The 17997-nt window shown below is 45.6% G+C and carries 13 protein-coding genes; 5 read left to right on the top strand and 8 right to left on the bottom strand.

The window, feature by feature from the left end:
- Window positions 1-69 precede the first annotated feature (69 nt).
- Complete coding sequence (gene serS / locus LAJ61_RS00875) at window positions 70-1335, top strand: serine--tRNA ligase (protein ID WP_224054116.1); 1266 nt, start codon at window positions 70-72, stop codon at window positions 1333-1335.
- A gap of 307 nt (window positions 1336-1642) precedes the next feature.
- Here the strand turns inward: serS and LAJ61_RS00870 are convergent, their stop codons facing one another.
- The 4 genes from LAJ61_RS00870 to prpB all read right to left on the bottom strand — a co-directional run bounded on the left by LAJ61_RS00870 (window position 1643) and on the right by prpB (window position 7574).
- A complete protein-coding gene (locus LAJ61_RS00870) occupies window positions 1643-2614 on the bottom strand; it encodes a DUF3644 domain-containing protein (RefSeq protein WP_224054115.1) in 972 nt (323 codons plus the stop codon).
- A gap of 98 nt (window positions 2615-2712) precedes the next feature.
- Window positions 2713-5319 (bottom strand): Fe/S-dependent 2-methylisocitrate dehydratase AcnD, encoded by a 2607-nt coding sequence (gene acnD / locus LAJ61_RS00865; protein WP_224054114.1) that lies wholly within the window; start codon window positions 5317-5319, stop codon window positions 2713-2715.
- A 98-nt stretch (window positions 5320-5417) separates the two neighbouring features.
- Entirely contained in the window at window positions 5418-6590 is a 1173-nt protein-coding gene (gene prpC, locus LAJ61_RS00860; RefSeq protein ID WP_224054113.1) for a bifunctional 2-methylcitrate synthase/citrate synthase, read from the bottom strand.
- Window positions 6591-6680: 90 nt separating this feature from the next.
- Window positions 6681-7574 carry a methylisocitrate lyase gene (prpB, locus tag LAJ61_RS00855; RefSeq protein ID WP_050325521.1) on the bottom strand — a complete coding sequence of 298 codons (894 nt, stop codon included), beginning with the start codon at window positions 7572-7574 and terminating at the stop codon, window positions 6681-6683.
- 373 nt (window positions 7575-7947) lie between these two features.
- Between prpB and LAJ61_RS00850 the strand changes: the two genes are divergently transcribed.
- On the top strand, window positions 7948-8304 hold the full coding sequence (locus tag LAJ61_RS00850) for a hypothetical protein (protein ID WP_224054112.1): 357 nt from the start codon (window positions 7948-7950) through the stop codon (window positions 8302-8304).
- Between the two features lie 141 nt (window positions 8305-8445).
- Here the strand turns inward: LAJ61_RS00850 and LAJ61_RS00845 are convergent, their stop codons facing one another.
- From LAJ61_RS00845 to metK, 3 genes are all read right to left on the bottom strand, one after another.
- A complete protein-coding gene (locus LAJ61_RS00845; RefSeq protein ID WP_224054111.1) occupies window positions 8446-9015 on the bottom strand; it encodes a hypothetical protein in 570 nt (189 codons plus the stop codon).
- A gap of 84 nt (window positions 9016-9099) precedes the next feature.
- Window positions 9100-9414: a DUF3144 domain-containing protein gene (locus LAJ61_RS00840; RefSeq protein WP_007115719.1), complete on the bottom strand. Its 315-nt coding sequence runs from the start codon at window positions 9412-9414 to the stop codon at window positions 9100-9102.
- An 88-nt stretch (window positions 9415-9502) separates the two neighbouring features.
- Window positions 9503-10669 carry a methionine adenosyltransferase gene (gene metK / locus LAJ61_RS00835; protein ID WP_007115720.1) on the bottom strand — a complete coding sequence of 389 codons (1167 nt, stop codon included), beginning with the start codon at window positions 10667-10669 and terminating at the stop codon, window positions 9503-9505.
- Between the two features lie 441 nt (window positions 10670-11110).
- Here metK and uvrB point away from each other — a divergent pair, with 441 nt between their 5' ends.
- A complete protein-coding gene (uvrB, locus tag LAJ61_RS00830) occupies window positions 11111-13228 on the top strand; it encodes an excinuclease ABC subunit UvrB (protein WP_224054110.1) in 2118 nt (705 codons plus the stop codon).
- Between the two features lie 94 nt (window positions 13229-13322).
- On the opposite strand, the gene LAJ61_RS00825 is transcribed toward uvrB, so the two are convergent.
- Window positions 13323-13793, bottom strand: a complete 471-nt coding sequence (locus LAJ61_RS00825) for an MgtC/SapB family protein (RefSeq protein ID WP_224054109.1) — start codon at window positions 13791-13793, stop codon at window positions 13323-13325.
- 180 nt (window positions 13794-13973) lie between these two features.
- On the opposite strand from LAJ61_RS00825, the gene pepN reads away from it, so the two are divergent.
- Both pepN and LAJ61_RS00815 read left to right on the top strand, forming a co-directional pair.
- The gene (gene pepN, locus LAJ61_RS00820) at window positions 13974-16673 is read left to right on the top strand and encodes an aminopeptidase N (protein WP_409034972.1); all 2700 of its coding nucleotides are present in this window, start codon (window positions 13974-13976) and stop codon (window positions 16671-16673) included.
- Between the two features lie 55 nt (window positions 16674-16728).
- On the top strand, window positions 16729-17991 hold the full coding sequence (locus LAJ61_RS00815) for a YbfB/YjiJ family MFS transporter (RefSeq protein ID WP_224054108.1): 1263 nt from the start codon (window positions 16729-16731) through the stop codon (window positions 17989-17991).
- The last annotated feature ends 6 nt before the right edge of the window (window positions 17992-17997 follow it).

Below are 17997 nucleotides of genomic sequence, written 5' to 3'. Positions count from 1 at the left end.
TACACGCTGATATCAACAGCCATTTTGCTGCTTTAACTCAAGTTTGAACAATTTAAGGAACTTATCGCCATGATCGACCCAAAATTACTGCGTACAGAACTAGACACGGTCGCCGAAAAACTTGCCAAACGCGGCTATGAGCTTGATAAAGCATTTTGGCAGCAAGTCGAAGAACAGCGCAAATCCATTCAAGTCAAAACCGAAGAACTACAAGCCAAAAAAAATGCGGGCGCCAAACAAGTCGGTTTGATGAAACGTAATGGCGAAAATACTGACGCCTTGATGGCAGAAATGGCAACCATCAGTAGCGACATGAAACAAGCGGAAGACGCGCTTAAAGCCTTGCAGGAGAAAATTCTAGCGGCAGCTTTAACCATCCCAAACTTGCCTGATGACAGCGTGCCGGCAGGTAAAGATGAAAACGACAATGTCGAAATGCGTCGATGGGGTGAGCCACGTCAATTTGATTTTGCGGTCAAAGACCATAGCGACTTGGGCGAAGACTTGGGGTTACTTGACTTTGAAATGGCGGCCAAACTGACTGGCTCACGGTTTAGCGTGCTAAAAGGTCAACTCGCCAAACTCAACCGCGCCTTGATTGCCTTTATGCTTACTACCCATACCGACAAATACGGCTATACTGAAATGTATGTACCGTATATGGTGAATGCCGACAGCCTGCTTGGTACAGGGCAGCTACCAAAATTTGAAGAAGATTTGTTCAAATTGCGCGGTGAAAAAGAGTATTACCTAATCCCTACGTCAGAGGTACCGCTTACCAACAGTGTGCGTGACAAAATCCTAGACCCCGAAGCCTTGCCCATCAAAGTGACTGCCCATACCCCCTGTTTTCGCAGTGAAGCGGGCAGTGCAGGGCGAGATACGCGCGGCTTGATTCGTCAGCACCAGTTTGAAAAGGTCGAAATGGTGCAAATCGTCCATCCTGAGACTTCAATGCAAGCCTTAGAGGACATGACAGGACAAGCGGAATATATCTTGCAGCAGCTTGGTTTGCCGTATCGGGTGATTGTGCTGTGTGGTGGTGATATGGGCTTTGGCGCGGTGAAAACCTATGACATCGAGGTGTGGCTACCGTCTCAGACTACCTACCGTGAAATCTCTAGCTGCTCAAACTGTGGCGACTTCCAAGCGCGCCGTATGCAAGCCCGTGTCAAAGACGGCAAAAAAACTGAGCTGGTGCATACCTTAAATGGCTCAGGTCTTGCGGTGGGTCGTACCTTGCTTGCCATCATGGAAAATTATCAAAATGCGGATGGTACTATCACAGTGCCTGAAGTGTTACGTCCGTATATGGACGTTGATGTGATTGGTTAATAGTGGTAACAATGAAAAGATAGCCAGTTGATTGACTGGCTGTTTTTTTATTTGTCTAGCCAATACTGGCGGAATGACGGGCGAAAAGTAGTTTTATGGTTTTGCCTGTTTTGGTGCTTAATTTTAGTTTTATTTTAGCACTTTTATAGTTTTATCTGACTCTCGAATCTTTTTTCTAAAACCCTGTAAATATTAGGCTTAAAATTTTTGGCTGAAAAACTATTATATTTTAAGCTTTTTAAAATCAATAAATTATAAAGAGGGGAAAGTGATATAGTTTTGATTATAACTACTTCTTGGCATAGTCCTATTTGAATTTATTTCCAGAATCTAAGCAATATTTTTCAACCTCTCTTAACCAACTTTCATACCAATACCAAGTTTTAGCAACCTGCGTACCAAAATTTAATTTAGGGTTCTTAGCATCTTTATTTTGCCAAAACAGAGTATGGTAATGTATTGAGAAATTGATATAACCTTTATTTTTCATTAAATCCACTATATCTTTCGGTAAAAATTTTTGCTTTTCTCTTTCTTTGATTAACACGTACTCTGCATTTAAACCTTGTGCTTCAGGAGAATTAGCCGGTATAAATTCTATAACCTTATCAGCTTGGCCTCGATGATTTACTTGTTTAGGCACATAAAAAACTCGATAAGAAAAATGAATATCATTGAAATCATCATTTGAAAGAGTTTTATCAAAATCATTGATATAAGTTGCAATATTTTTAGGTAAATCAATAAACATTTTTAATTGATTTAAATGTTCTTCTTCAAGCGTAGAGAATTGGAGGGAGAAAGAAAGGTATTTATCAATTCCATAATCGTGACCAAATAGATTTTTTATATACTCATTAAAATTTAGACAACATGCTTGAAATCTAGCACTTAAATAATCATCGATTTTTGAAGTCATTTGATGTTCAATTTCATGTCTTAATCCAATTAGAAATTTTAAGTTAGCCTTTGAAATATTATCAATAGGGCAATTATAATCATCTAAACATCTTTCAAGTTCCCAATGTTTCAAAGCCCCATTTTTAGTACGGTCAAATTTTTTCCTTTCACCATTTTTTTTAAAATATCTATATTCAATCTTTTTATTTCTATAGTAGGCATATAACAAATACATCCAAGCTATATTTGATAAAATAATGAAACTTTCAGATTTAAACTGAATATTCGGATTATTAAAAATCTGAACTGCTGTAAGCATTGCTTCCCTAGATTTAATCAACAATTCATTTTTTATGGAGGGTATTTTTCTTTTAGACATAGTTGAGATGTAACTTTTATAAATTTTCTTTAAAATTATAAAAAACCGAGCATTTATCATACTCGGCTTTTAAATATTAAACAATTATTTGGCAAAAATTACGCCACTTCACCTTTTAAGAAGTCTTGCGCGAATTTCTGTAACACGCCCCCAGCGTTGTAAGTATCCACTTCCGCTTGGGTATCAAGACGGCAAGTCACAGGCACTTCAAGCGGCTGAGAGCCTTCTTTATTAATCACCAGCGTCAAATCACAACGTGGCGAGATGTCACCAATCACATCATACGTCTCAGTCCCATCTAACCCTAGCGTGATACGCGTCGTCCCAGCTTTAAATTCAAGCGGCAGCACACCCATACCGATAAGGTTGGTACGGTGAATCCGTTCAAAGCCTTCCGCCACAATCGCTTCCACCCCAGCCAGACGCACACCTTTGGCAGCCCAGTCACGGCTAGAGCCTTGACCATAATCCGCGCCGGCGATGATAATCAGTGGTTGCTTGCGGTTCATATAAGTCTCAATCGCTTCCCACATCCGCATCACTTGACCTTCAGGCTCAACACGAGCCAGTGAGCCTTGCTTGGTACTGCCATCGTCATTTTTCACCATTTCATTAAACAGTTTTGGATTGGCAAAGGTCGCACGTTGCGCGGTTAAGTGGTCGCCGCGGTGCGTGGCATAGCTGTTAAAATCTTCTTCGGGTAAGCCCATTTTTGCCAAGTATTCGCCTGCCGCCGAGCTTGCCAAAATCGCATTGGACGGTGACAAGTGGTCGGTGGTGATATTGTCAGGCAAGATGGCGAGGGGACGCATACCTTTGAGGGTGCGTTCGCCCGCTAGCGCGCCTTCCCAGTAGGGTGGACGGCGGATATAGGTTGACATGGGTCGCCAGTTATATAGTGGGCTGTCGGCTTTTTCGCTGCGGTCAAGGTTAAACATCGGGATATAGATTTGACGGAATTGTTCAGGTTTGACGTGTTTTGCCACAATCGCGTCAATCTCTTCATCCGATGGCCAAATGTCAATCAGGCGAATCTCTTTACCATTGACCACGCCAAGTACGTCTTTTTCGATATCAAAACGAATCGTCCCTGCAATCGCATACGCTACCACCAGCGGCGGGCTTGCTAAGAAGGCTTGTTTGGCATAGGGATGAATACGTCCATCAAAGTTACGGTTGCCTGACAACACCGCAGTGGCATACAGGTCACGGTCGATGATTTCTTGCTGAATCCCAGGATCTAACGCACCCGACATACCGTTACAAGTGGTACAGGCAAATGCCACGATACCAAAGCCGAGTTTTTCCAGTTCGGGCAATAGGTTAGAATCTTGCAAGTACAGTTCAGCCACTTTTGAGCCCGGGGCAAAGGATGATTTCACCCAAGGTTTACGGGTCAAGCCAAGTTCGTTGGCTTTTTTGGCAAGTAATGCCGCTGCCACCACGTTACGAGGATTTGAGGTGTTGGTACACGAGGTAATAGCCGCGATAATCACCGCACCATCAGGCATTAAGCCATTCTCTGACTCAGGCACCGCTTCACCTTCGGCATGGGCAATGCCTTTGGCAGAGAGCTCAGAAGTCGATACGCGCGCATGGGGATTTGAAGGGCCTGCCATGTTACGGGTCACGAGTGACAAATCAAACTCAAGCACGCGCTCATAGTCGGCATTGACGAGGTCAGATGACCAAAGCCCGGCGGTTTTGGCATAGTTTTCTACCAGTTCGACTTGTTTGTCTTCACGACCTGTGAGGCGTAAATAGTCGATGGTTTGCCCATCAATATAAAATAACCCTGCGGTTGCGCCATATTCTGGGGTCATGTTGGCGATGGTGGCGCGGTCACCGATGGATAGGCTGTCTGCGCCTTCACCGAAAAATTCCACATACGCACCGACCACGCGCTCTTTACGCAAAAACTCAGTCAATGCCAACACAATATCGGTGGCGGTGATGCCTGCTTGGCGTTTACCTTTGAGGTGTACGCCCACGATATCAGGCAGGCGCATCATCGATGGGTGACCGAGCATCACGGTTTCTGCTTCCAGTCCACCGACACCCACCGAAATCACCCCCAGCGCATCCACGTGTGGGGTATGGCTGTCTGTGCCCACGCAAGTATCTGGGAACGCCACGCCATTTTGTACTTGGATAACAGGTGACATTTTCTCAAGGTTGATTTGGTGCATGATGCCGTTGCCTGCGGGAATCACATCGACGTTTTCAAAGGCAGTCTTTGTCCAGTTGATAAAGTGAAAACGGTCTTCGTTGCGGCGGTCTTCGATGGCGCGGTTTTTTTCAAACGCATCTGGGTCATAACCACCACATTCCACAGCAAGCGAATGGTCAACAATCAGCTGAGTTTGTACCACAGGGTTTACCTTGCTTGGGTCGCCGCCTTGCTCAGCGATAGCATCACGCAAGCCTGCCAAGTCCACAAGGGCAGTTTGACCCAAGATGTCATGACACACCACACGCGCAGGGTACCAAGGAAAGTCTAACGTACGCTCACGGTTGATGAGCTGTTTGAGCGCAGCGGTCAGTTCATTTGCGTCGCTGACTTTACGTACCAGTTGCTCAGCTAAAATACGCGAGGTGTAGGGGAGTTTGTCATACGCGTCTGGGGTGATATCGTTCACCGCTTGGCGGGTATCGTAGTATTCCAAATCAGAATTGGGTAAGGGCTTGCGGTATTGGCTTGTCATTTGGCTTAACCTTAAAATTAATAATCCATTAGAAAAAAAGCCCTTCAAATCAATGGGTAAGCTGACCTGAAAGGCTTTTTATACGATTAAAACGCTAATTATTGACGCTCATCCAGCGGTACAAATTTTTGGTCATCAGGGCCTGTGTAGTTGGCAGAAGGACGGATGATTTTGCCATCAGCACGTTGCTCAAGCACATGCGCTGACCAACCTGCGGTACGCGCAATCACAAATAATGGGGTAAACATGGCAGTGGGCACGCCCATTTTGTGGTAGCTGACCGCTGAGAACCAGTCGAGATTTGGGAACATTTTTTTGTTGTCCCACATCACGGTTTCTAGGCGTTCTGCCACATCAAATAGGGTCATGTCACCCGTTTCTTTGGACAAGTTGCGAGCCACTTCTTTGATGACCACGTTGCGTGGGTCGCTCACGGTATACACAGGGTGACCAAAGCCAATGATAACTTCTTTTTTCTCAAGGCGTTCAAGGATGTCTTTTTCTGCATCGTCGGCATTGCGGTAGCGTTTTTGGATGTCATACGCCACTTCATTGGCGCCGCCATGTTTTGGACCTTTTAACGCACCGATTGCGCCTGAGATGGCGGAATACATATCGGAGCCAGTCCCCGTGATGACACGGCTAGTAAAGGTTGATGCATTGAACTCATGCTCAGCGTATAAGATGAGTGAGATGTGCATGGCTTTGATATGCGATTCACTGGGGGCTTCACCCTGTAGTAGCTCAAGAAAGTGACCGCCAATGCTGTCTTGGTCGCTCTCAAGGCTGATGACTTTGCCATTGTGGCTGTAGTGGTACCAGTACAACAGCATTGAGCCTAATGAGGCGATAAGCTTGTCGGCGATATCACGGGCTTCTGCCACAGGCTGGCTTTCACGCTCAGGCAAGGTGCAGCCCAGTGCCGATACGCCAGTACGCATCACATCCATCGGATGGGCGTGGGCAGGCAAGGCTTCAAGCACCGCCAGTACATTGACGGGTAAGTTACGCAGGGTTTTGAGTTTTTTCTTGTACGCCGCTAGCTCATGACGGTTTGGTAAATGACCATGAATCAGTAGGTGCGCCACTTCTTCAAATTCGCTGTCTTTTGCCAAATCCAAAATATCATAACCACGATAGCTTAAGTCATTGCCTGTACGACCTACGGTACATAGGGTGGTGTTACCGGCGGGTACGCCTGATAGGGCAACGCTTTTTTTAGGTTTTGGTTTGTTGTCGCTAGCTTCTGTCACTGGGGTGTCTTTTGACATGGTAAAACTCCTTTTTAGCTTTATTAAGTGTTTAGCCTTAAGCATTTAGCCTTAAGTGTTTGGCATTAAGTGTTGAGCATAGTTCGCCAATTATTTTTTTGATTTGAATAATGCGTCCAATTTTTGCTCGTATGAGTGGTAATTTAAGAAATCATACAATTCCATGCGGGTTTGCATGGTGTCGACCACGGAGGTTTGTACGCCTTCATCTTTTAATGCTTGGTAGACATTGAGGGCGGCTTTATTCATCGCACGAAACGCAGATAATGGATAAAGCACCATGTCAACACCCACGTCAAACAGCTCTTTAGTGCTGTAAAGATCGGTTTGCCCAAACTCAGTCATATTGGCAAGCACGGGAATGTCTAACACGTCGGTAAATTTGCGGTACATGGCGATATCGGTCAATGCTTCAGCAAAAATCATGTCTGCGCCTGCTTCTTGAAACGCCACCGCACGTTCAACCGCAGCATCCAAACCTTCTACTGACAGCGCATCGGTTCGTGCCATCACCACAAAATCTGGGTCAACTTTGGCGTCTAGGGCAGCTTTTAGACGGTCCACCATTTCAGCAGTTGAGACGATTTCTTTGTTGGGGCGATGACCACAACGTTTTTGCGCTACTTGGTCTTCAATATGGACCGCGGCAACGCCTGCTTTTTCCATCTGTTTAATGGTTTGGGCGATGTTAAATGCGCCGCCCCAACCCGTGTCGATGTCAACCAATAATGGTGTGTCAACCGCATTGGTGATACGGGTGGCATCGGTTAATACATCGTTAAGGCTCGTCATACCGAGGTCAGGCAAACCAAATGAGGCATTGGCAACACCGCCACCTGAGAGATAAATCGCTTTATGACCGACTTGGCTTGCCATCATGGCAGTGTAGGCATTGATAGTGCCAACGATTTGAAGGGGACGACCTTCGGCTTTTTCAGACTCGATGGCGTCACGGAATTTGCGACCTGCAGAGATAGGTGCCATGTTGCTTCCTTTTTACATGATTGAAGGGGAAAATAGCAAAGTTAGTGTTAATCAGCCCTGCTTTAAGTTTAGGGCAGGTTATTTGCTGCTTTGCCTTAGTATACCCACAAGTATACGCACAAAAAAACTAGCTGTCAGTACGCCATTTTTAAAAACTAAATTAAGTAAAAATAAAAGTATGCGAAAAATGAATAGTAAACTTCTATTTTTACATAATTAATCATTCTAACTTTTAAAAGGTGAATATTTTGCGCAAAGTATGAAGAGTTTATTTACATTTATTTACAATAAACAGGCGCCCGTTGCTACATTCTTCTTAAATAAGTTTAGCAAACTAGGCATGATATACAGGTTGAAATTTGAGGAATTAGTTATGGCACAATCAACGTTACCGAGTCATATCAAACAACTGGTCGATAAAAAAAACTACGTCATCGCCATCAAAACCCACGCACAAGAGCAGGCGATTAGCTTAGATGAGGCAAAACAACAAATTGATGCGTATGAAAACAAAGCGTTAGCGGCAAACAGTCAAACCCCGCCTACTGCCCATCCTGCACCATCGGTAGAGACTAAAGAGCAAGGTTTTGACACTTTGACACAAGGGCTTGATAATCATCTTGAGCAAGAAAATATCAAAGTGCCATTGATTCCACGTTGGGTGTGGCGAGTGAGCGTGATTATATTGGTCATGGTGCTGATGGGCGTGCTATTATCGCGTTTATTCTAAGTTTATTAGCACGCTTTATCTTCTGAGTTATGCTAGGTATTGATGGGTTGAAGCAGCTTATTAGGCTGAACTCATTAGGCTGAACTCAGCATTTTTGTCTGCCGCATCTTGGGTTGTTAAATTTGGTTATTTGGTGGTGGTTTATTGTTCGGTAATCACCATTTTTTTTTGTTTAACAGTTTTGATAAGGTTAAATTTTTTGGTTTTATCATTCCATACATTCACGTAATAGGTGACATGGCGTTTGGCGGTGTTGCTGTTTTCAATAGGCGCTTGCTCACAAGTACGAGTAATCAACAAACGGCTATTGGGGTAAAAACTCACTCGTTCATCTTCATCGCTATCATCGACTGACCAACAGCCAAGGTCGTACGCAGTTTCTTCGTTAATGGGTAGCGGATACACACGTCCCGTACGTTTATCTGCCATTGCGCCATCGATACACCCTGTGCCACAGCCCCACATTGCCACCACAAAGTTGCCCCCAAAACCTATCTCACCTTGTTGATAGGCTTCAGTAATCCGAGTTTTAAACAACTTTGCAATTGAGTTGCTTTTATAGTTAAGTTTGGCAGGTTTGCCTATATATAGGGGAGCAGGGTAATTTTCAAAGCGATAGCCTGCCACGCTTTCGGCATGGCTGGATAAGGTGGATAGACCAAGCAATGAAAGAACAGGAAGAAGGGTAGTAAGGGCGATTTTGACGGACATAGCAATCTCCTTAGTGGGATGTTAATGTTTAATCTATCCAACTATCGCCCTAAAATCAACGAAAATTTGTTGATAAAATGGTTTTTATTGTTTGCCGATTTGCATATATTTTTGGAAGTTTTCGGCATAGTCGTCAATATTGTCAGACAGCATACGCTCAAAATTCTTGGTGAAATGTTCAATAATATCTTGCTTTTCTTTGGCGTAGTCGCTGCCTTTGACAAAGCCAGTTGCTGCTGTCCATGCGCTAAAACGCGCCACCGCATACAGCATTGAGGCATTGATTTTACCTGCGTGTATATCATCGGTGCGAAGGGTATTGGCAAGCTGGATAAACTCATCAGCGCGCTCATAAAACGCATTCATTTCTTCGGTGATTTGGTTGGTGTTTTCGCTCATAACTTTTCTCTACAATTCTCTACCATCAATTAAACGTTAAAAAGGTGCGTAAAACGCACCCTACAAATCTTGTATTTCATCAATAAAATTATAAACCCGCGTCTGCTCTAAGTAGTGCTGCGCGGTCAGTACGCTCCCAAGTAAAAGCGGTTTCAGTGCCTTGGCGACCAAAGTGACCATAGCTCGCCGTTTGCTCATACATGGGCTGGAGTAGGTTAAGCATACGCGTGATACCATACGGACGTAAATCAAAATGCTGGCGGATAAAATCGACAATCTTGTCATCGCTGATTTTACCTGTGCCAAACGTGTTGACAGAAATAGAGGTTGGCTCTGCCACCCCAATGGCATAACTTACTTGAATTTCACAGCGCTCCGCCAGTCCTGCCGCTACGATATTTTTGGCAACATAACGCCCAGCATAGGCTGCACTGCGGTCAACTTTTGATGGATCTTTACCTGAGAACGCACCGCCGCCGTGACGCGCCATACCGCCATACGTGTCTACGATGATTTTACGACCCGTCAAACCCGCATCCCCCACAGGACCACCAATCACAAATAACCCTGTTGGGTTGATATGATACTTCGTGTCCTTGTGCAGCATCGCGGCTGGAATGACAGGCTTGATGATTTCTTCCATGACCGCTTCATGCAAGTCTTTTTGCGAGATACTTGGATCGTGTTGGGTTGATAGTACCAGCGCATCAATAAACGCAGGTTTGTCGCCATCATAGCGTACGGTGACTTGCGCTTTGGCATCGGGACGCAGCCAAGCTAATGTGCCGTCTTTACGCAATTGAGCTTGCTTTTCCATCAAACGATGGGAAAACTGAATGGGAGCAGGCATCAACACATCCGTCTCATGGGTGGCATAACCAAACATCAAACCTTGGTCACCAGCACCTTGCTCTTCAGGGCGTGAGCGGTCAACGCCTTGGGCGATTTCGGGAGATTGTTTGCCAAGCATATTGATAACCGCACAGGTGGCGCCATCAAAGCCCAATTCTGAGCTATTGTAGCCAACGCGCAGGACAGTATCACGCACGATTTTTTCAAAATCAACATTGGCGGTGGTAGAAATTTCACCCGCCAGCACCACGCCACCTGTTTTGGTCAAGGTTTCGCATGCCACACGCGCATGGATGTCTTGCTCAAGGATGGCGTCAAGGATAGCATCAGAGATTTGGTCAGCAAGTTTGTCTGGGTGACCTTCACTGACAGATTCAGAGGTAAATAGTTGATATTCACGCATTTAATTTTCTCATTACATCAAGGGTGATAGAAAATTAATCGCTTTGCAAACCTATCTCTATTTTACATTTTAAAACGAGAACAAAGCAAAAATAGAAAGTCACGGACTGCGATACAGCACGAGCAAGTTTGCAAAATGATTAACGAAAAAATGATTAATATGACTAATAGCAAAATGACTCATACAAGTCATTGCCGCTACAGTGGAAAAAGTCAGGGGATATTATAAGGGATTTTGCCAAATTAACCTAATGCTTTTAAATGCCTAACTGAAATAGGCTAATGGGGTAATTTTAACAAATTTAATGATGGCTGGTTTGTTAATGGGTGGTCTTTTTCGATACAACCAGTCACTGATATAATATTTCGCGTTATTTTGCTTTAACTTCTCACCCATTAACCCCATTATTTACCCATCTTTGACTACTATAAAGACAATAAAATGCGACCACCTCAATCTTCCCGCTCCGAACGTGAACTTAGCCAACTTGCCCGCCAAATCCAAGATGATGCCCAAATCACGGGTGTCAATGCCAGTGGCACCCAAATCTCGAGTAAACCCTTTGAGATGGTGACCGAATTTGAACCCTCAGGCGACCAACCGCAAGCGATTGCCAAATTGGTTGACGGCATTGAGCACGGCATGCACGGTCAGCTGCTCTTAGGGGTGACAGGTTCAGGTAAAACCTACACCATGGCAAAAGTGATTGCCCAATGCCAGCGTCCCACCATTATCATGGCACACAACAAAACCCTTGCTGCCCAGCTATATGGCGAGTTTAAGGCGTTCTTTCCGCACAATGCTGTGGAGTATTTTGTCAGTTATTACGACTATTATCAGCCTGAAGCGTATGTGCCTGCCAGCGATACCTTTATCGAGAAAGACAGCGCCATTAACGACCATATCGACCAAATGCGACTGTCCGCCACGCGTGCGCTACTCGAACGTCGTGACGCCATTATCATTGCATCGGTGTCTTGTATCTATGGTTTGGGTGACCCAGAAAGCTACCTAAAAATGCTTCTTCACATCGTAGTGGGTGACAAAATCGACCGCACTGCCATGCTCAAACGCTTGGTGGAGCTGCAATATACGCGTAACGAGCTTGACTTTGGGCGAGGTACTTACCGCTTGCGTGGCGAAGTGCTTGATATATACCCCGCTGAGTCTGAACAGCTTGCGGTGCGTATCAGTATGTTTGATGATGAAGTGGAAAAAATCACTTGGTTTGACCCGTTGACAGGTAAGAACGTGCGCAGTGTGCCACGCATTACCATCTATCCAAAATCACACTACGTCACCCCACGAGACAAGCTAGAAAAAGCCAGTGGCACTATCAAAGCCGAGCTTGAACAACGCCTTGAGTATTTTCGAGCGCATGACAAACTGATTGAAGCCCAGCGTATCAAAGAACGCACCACTTATGATTTGGAAATGATTCAGCAGCTTGGCTACTGTAACGGCATTGAGAACTATTCGCGCCATTTATCGGGACGTCCTGCGGGTGAAGCGCCGCCGACGTTGTTTGACTATATTCCGCCCGACGCCTTGCTATTTATTGACGAAAGTCATGTAACCGTGCCACAAGTCGGCGCGATGTACAAAGGCGATAGAAGTCGTAAAGAAACCTTGGTCAATTATGGCTTTCGCCTGCCATCTGCGATGGATAACCGCCCGCTGATGTTTGAAGAATGGGAGCGTATTACCCCTGCGACCATTTTTGTGTCGGCGACCCCTGCCCAATACGAGCTTGAGCATAGCGAGCAGGTCGTTGAGCAAGTGGTACGTCCGACCGGTCTAGTTGATCCACAGCTTGAGATTCGTCCTGTCTTGACCCAAGTTGATGATGTGCTATCAGAAATCAACATTCGTAAAGCCAAAGATGAGCGAGTGCTGATTACCACGCTCACCAAGCGCATGGCAGAAGATTTGACCAGTTATCTAAAAGAATACAATATCAAAGTCGCTTATCTGCACTCGGATATCGACACGGTGGAGCGGATGAAAATCATCCATGAACTGCGCACAGGCGTGCATGATGTGCTAGTCGGTATCAACCTGTTGCGTGAGGGTTTGGATATGCCTGAGGTGAGTCTGGTGGCGATTTTTGATGCGGATAAAGAAGGCTTTTTACGCTCGGAGCGTTCGCTCATTCAGACCATCGGTCGTGCCGCGCGCCATGTTAATGGTAAGGCGATTTTGTACGCTGACAGCATTACCCCAAGTATGCAAAAGGCGATTGAAGAAACCGAGCGTCGCCGTGCCAAACAGATGGCGTATAACGAAGAACATGGTATCACGCCGACATCCGCTCGCCGTCAGATTACCGATAAAATCGACACCGGCGAGGCAGAAGCCCCGAATGATAACCAAGCGATTGCGGTCACTCATGCATTCCCCGATGTGGATATTTCGATTTTGCGTTCGCCTGACTTGCTTGCCAAAGAGATTGCACGGCTAGAAAAAGAGATGAAATCCTTGTCGCGTGATTTGAAGTTTGAGGAAGCGGCAAGAGTGCGCGATAAAGTAGTAAGTTTACGGGAATTTGTGTTGCAATGATGGTGGACGATGGGTGTTAAATGTGCGGTTTTACCCCAAGAAAAGCTGTTACTTTTCTTGGGGGCAAGTTTAAGCTATCATCCATCTTTTTACATTAAACATCATCATTATCCTTGCTAAGTTTTTGTTTTAACGGACTAACAAAATAAAAAATCCCTACCATAAACACACTAATCAATACCGCAATCTCTAGCCGCCCCATCGCCACTGCCACGCCCACACAGCCTGCCGACCAAATCGCAGCCGCTGTCGACGTCCCTTCAATCATGCCATCTTTTTTGAGAATTGCCCCGCCGCCGATAAAGCCAATCCCCGTTACCACGCCGCTTACGATGCGCCCCATCGCACTGGGGTCTTCGCCTTGCACTTCAAACGCAAGCAGCGCAAAACTACAGCTTGCCAGGCTTACAAGCGGAAAAGTGCGCAGCCCAATGTTTTGTCGACTGTTCTCACGATTGTAGCCTACAGGTAATACCAACACAAATGCTATCACCATTTGAAACATGTGAACGACCATCAATTTCCAATCTAAATCAAATAAATTACCTACAAAATTATCCATCATGTCACCCATAAATGAGTCAAAAAGAGTTGAAATTTTATCCGATAAAAATAAAAAAAATAGCATGAAAATGTAATAACAAAGTCATTATGGTTTGTGACCAAAAAACGTCATTAATTATGGCATAATAGCCACATCGAATGAGAATAATTTTTAACAACACATTGCGAGCTAAAGAAATATATGACTAACGTCACCGAAACCAACCAAACCGAAAATCCACAGTTATTAAACACCGAAATGCCTGATGTGCCCGCTAATATACCCACACCAGACCCCAGTTTAAATAGTAACCAATTAAATGGTAACCAACCGCAAAAAATCTATCTAAAAGACTACACGCCGCCAGTCTTCAGCGTCAATCACATTGACCTTAACATTGAGTTGTTTGACGGCGCTGATAAAAAGCATGCAACCGTCACCGCCAATCTTGACATGACAAGAAACACGGCAGGCGATTTGGTGCTCTTTGGACGAGAATTACAACTTGAATCAATTACCTTAAACGGCAAAACCTTAGGCGAAAGCGACTACCAACTAGACCAAGAAAGCCTAACGATTGTTAACGCGCCAGACATTTGTCAGATTACCACGGTTGTCACCATCGTGCCGCAAACCAATACCAGTCTTGAAGGCTTATACCAAGCCGGGGAAGGGGCGGACAAAATGTTCTGTACCCAGTGTGAGCCAGAAGGGTTTCGTAAAATTACCTTTTATCCAGACCGTCCCGATGTGCTTGCCACCTTCACCACACGCATTGAAGCTGATAAAACTTACCCAACGCTGTTGGCAAATGGTAATTTAATTGACCAAGGGGAGCTTGCGGGCGACCGTCATTTTGCGGTGTGGCAAGACCCGACCAAAAAACCGAGTTATCTATTCGCATGCGTGATGGCAGATTTGGACGTATTGACCGATCAGTATGTCACCATTGAAGGGCGTGAGGTGCTGCTTGAATTATACGCCAAGCATGAGAACATCGAGCAGTGCCATGTCGGCATGCAAGCGTTAAAAGACTCAATGAAATGGGATGAAGACAACTACGGACGGGCGTATGACCTTGACCGCTATATGATTGTGGCGGTTAGCCAGTTTAATATGGGCGCGATGGAAAACAAGGGATTAAATATCTTTAACACCGCTTGCGTACTATCTAGCCCAGAGACCACCACCGATCGCCGTAACTTTAATGTCAAAGCGGTGATTGCCCATGAATACTTCCATAACTGGACGGGCAACCGTATCACCTGCCGTGACTGGTTTCAGCTGTGCCTAAAAGAAGGCTTTACCGTATTTCGTGACCAGTCTTTTTCCGAAAGTCTGCATTCCCCTGCGGTTCAGCGGATTGATGATGTGGCAACATTGCGAGCGGCGCAGTTTCCTGAAGACGCTAGCCCATTGGCGCATCCGCCACGCCCGGACCATTTTGTCGAGATTAATAATTTCTACACCGCCACAGTGTACGAGAAAGGCGCAGAAATCGTGCGCATGATTGCCAATACGCTTGGCAAAGAAAAATTCCGCCAAGGCACGGACGAATATTTTCGCCGTTATGACGGGCAAGCGGTCACGGTAGAAGACTTGTTATCTGCACTGAGCGTTGCAGACCCAAGTATTGAAACATTTATTGATTGGTACACCCAGCCAGGAACACCTGTGTTGTCGGGGCATTTTGAAAAAACGGCTGACAAGCTTATCTTGACGCTAAGCCAACACACGCGCCAAGTGGCAGGCTATCCTGCGCCAAAAGCTTTGCCAATTCCTATCAAAATGGCGATTTTTAACCGTGCCAATGGGCAACTGGTACACGAAGATTTGGTATTACTGCGCGAAGACAGTCAGACGTTTAACTTTGACGGTTTGTTTACCACAGCGGATTTTGACCCTGTGGTGTCATTGCTTCGTGATTTTTCCGCGCCTGTTCAGCTCAATTTTGAGTATAGCAATGATGATTTGGCGTTTTTGATGCAATATGAGACCAATGGTTTTAACCGTTGGCAAGCGGCACAGTTGTTGGTCAATCGTATTTTATTGCAAAATGCTGATACCGATGCCTATATCACGGCATTAAAAGCCAGTCTGCCAGCGCTATCAGAAACCGATCCCATGCTAGCGGCGCGGTTACTAGATATGCCAAGCGAGCGAGAGCTGGGTAGCGCGATTCAGACCGACTATGACCCTAGCCAAGTTCGTGCCCGTCATCAAGCGGTCAAAAAAGCCGTGGCGGTACAGCTTAAAGACATTTGGCAAAGTGCGTATGCCAAACTGCCGATTACCGCGTATGAAGATACAGCCGAAGCCATGGGCGTGCGGGCATGGCGAAATGTGGTGCTGGATATGGCGTTATTGGCAGGCGTGAATGATGCCAAACACTGGGCGATTACCCAGTACCAACAAGCGTCTTGTATGACTGAGCGTTTAGGCGCGTTAAATGCGGCAGTGGAGCATGGTTTGCCCCAAAAAGCCGAATGGCTTGCCGATTTTTACCAACGCTTTCATGATGATGCATTGGTGATGGATTTATGGTTTGGTGTCCAAGCCAATGACAGTCAAGCAAGCGTTGCCGATATTTTTGCGTTAACCTCACACCAAGACTTTGACATCAATACCCCAAACCGGGTGCGTGCGGTGCTCGGCGGATTGCTTGCGCAGCCTACCAAAATTTGGACACAGCAGGGCGTTGAGCAGTATTTGAGCATGATGCAAGATTTGGATAAACGTAACCCACTGTTGGCGTCGCGTTTGATTCAAGGTTTATCAAATTGGAATGCCTTGGTAGCAGACAAAAAGTCAATGGTTAAACAGGCTTTGATATTAAGCCAAGCTAATATGTCGTCCAAAAATGTGAAGGAAACCTTGCAAAGTATGCTCAATAATCTTTAAAATGCAAGCTTAAACGCTGACAAGCCGTGTCAATAAAAGCAAGGGGTAACGCAAAATGTCACAATCTGACCGACAGCAGATTATATTTTGCTTTATCCTAGCCAGTACCGCGCTTGCGGTGGCAATGGGAATCGGGCGATTTGCTTTTACACCGATTTTGCCTTTGATGATACAAGAAGGCACAGTGCATCTTGCGCAAACGGCGTGGTTATCAAGTAGCAACTATATTGGCTATTTGGTCGGGGCGCTGTCACTGCTTAAAAGTAAGCGGCACCCGCTTTTTGTCGTGTTAGGTCTTACCTTAGTCACGCTTACCACTTGGCTGGCTTCGCTAAGCAGCTTTGGCTGGTTACTGGTGCTACGCTTTTTGGCGGGCGTGGCAAGCGCTTGGGTGCTGGTATCTATCAGTGCGTTTGCAATCAATTGGTTAAAATCAAGACAGGTAGCCAGCAGTGGCTTGATTTATACGGGTGTCGGTATCGGTATCACCCTTACAGGATTGATTTGTAGCTATTTTATTTTTCAATCAGCGACAGTGAATGCCGCTGTTCTGTCATCATTCAGTTCATTATCGAGTCGATTATGGCAGTATCTAGGCGTGATTGCGCTGCTCGCCACCTTGCTTGTCACCTTTTTGCTAGCGAAAATCAATTCACAGTTTGCCTCAACAGCTGCTGCCACAACAGCCGCTGCCAAAACCAACCCTAGCAAAGCCACCCATACCAATCCTATCTCGTCTAGCATACCCCCACCTGCCAAGCTAAAATTAGCGAATGTATTAACCGCCTACGGCTTATTTGGGTTTGGCTATATTTTACCTGCGACTTTTTTGCCACAAATCGCCAAGCAATGGTTATCGGGGCAAAGTTATTTGCTGATTTGGCCATTTTTTGGGTTGGCGGCGGCTCTGTCGGTGGTGTTGTCGCAGCGGTTACAACGCCGTTTTGACAATGTTTCTTTGCTCGGCGTTTGGCGAGTGTCACAAATCATCATGGCGGTTGGTACGTTATTGCCTGCGCTTTGGCAGTCTTTGGCAGGTTTGATGTTGTCAGCGCTGATGGTGGGCGGCACCTTTATGGTGGTGACGATGGCAGGGCTACAAGTGGCAGCAAGCCAAGTCACGCACTACCCTAAATACAATTTAAGTGCGCTGATGACCGCAAGTTTTGCCTTTGGGCAGCTTATCGGACCCTTAACTGCGCTAGTTGCAACAGGCAAAAATAGTTGGCTTGCGTTGTTACCCGTCTCTGCCATCGTTTTGCTTATTGGGGTGGCGCTACTTTGGCGACCGTATCAACAATCATCAAATCATGTTTAAATCACT

This window comes from Faucicola osloensis (assembly GCF_020041925.1).
GTDB lineage: Bacteria > Pseudomonadota > Gammaproteobacteria > Pseudomonadales > Moraxellaceae > Faucicola > Faucicola osloensis_D.
The sequence above is the reverse complement of the archived record's forward strand: the minus strand, read 5'-3'. Positions and strand labels throughout refer to the sequence as shown.

Excerpts from the sequence above, each read along its gene's own strand:
- serS (WP_224054116.1), top strand. The coding sequence starts at position 70 with ATGATCGACCCAAAATTACTGCGTACAGAACTAGACACGGTCGCCGAA.
- LAJ61_RS00870 (WP_224054115.1), bottom strand. The coding sequence starts at position 2,614 with ATGTCTAAAAGAAAAATACCCTCCATAAAAAATGAATTGTTGATTAAA.
- acnD (WP_224054114.1), bottom strand. The coding sequence starts at position 5,319 with ATGACAAGCCAATACCGCAAGCCCTTACCCAATTCTGATTTGGAATAC.
- prpC (WP_224054113.1), bottom strand. The coding sequence starts at position 6,590 with ATGTCAAAAGACACCCCAGTGACAGAAGCTAGCGACAACAAACCAAAA.
- prpB (WP_050325521.1), bottom strand. The coding sequence starts at position 7,574 with ATGGCACCTATCTCTGCAGGTCGCAAATTCCGTGACGCCATCGAGTCT.
- LAJ61_RS00850 (WP_224054112.1), top strand. The coding sequence starts at position 7,948 with ATGGCACAATCAACGTTACCGAGTCATATCAAACAACTGGTCGATAAA.
- LAJ61_RS00845 (WP_224054111.1), bottom strand. The coding sequence starts at position 9,015 with ATGTCCGTCAAAATCGCCCTTACTACCCTTCTTCCTGTTCTTTCATTG.
- LAJ61_RS00840 (WP_007115719.1), bottom strand. The coding sequence starts at position 9,414 with ATGAGCGAAAACACCAACCAAATCACCGAAGAAATGAATGCGTTTTAT.
- metK (WP_007115720.1), bottom strand. The coding sequence starts at position 10,669 with ATGCGTGAATATCAACTATTTACCTCTGAATCTGTCAGTGAAGGTCAC.
- uvrB (WP_224054110.1), top strand. The coding sequence starts at position 11,111 with ATGCGACCACCTCAATCTTCCCGCTCCGAACGTGAACTTAGCCAACTT.
- LAJ61_RS00825 (WP_224054109.1), bottom strand. The coding sequence starts at position 13,793 with ATGATGGATAATTTTGTAGGTAATTTATTTGATTTAGATTGGAAATTG.
- pepN (WP_409034972.1), top strand. The coding sequence starts at position 13,974 with ATGACTAACGTCACCGAAACCAACCAAACCGAAAATCCACAGTTATTA.
- LAJ61_RS00815 (WP_224054108.1), top strand. The coding sequence starts at position 16,729 with ATGTCACAATCTGACCGACAGCAGATTATATTTTGCTTTATCCTAGCC.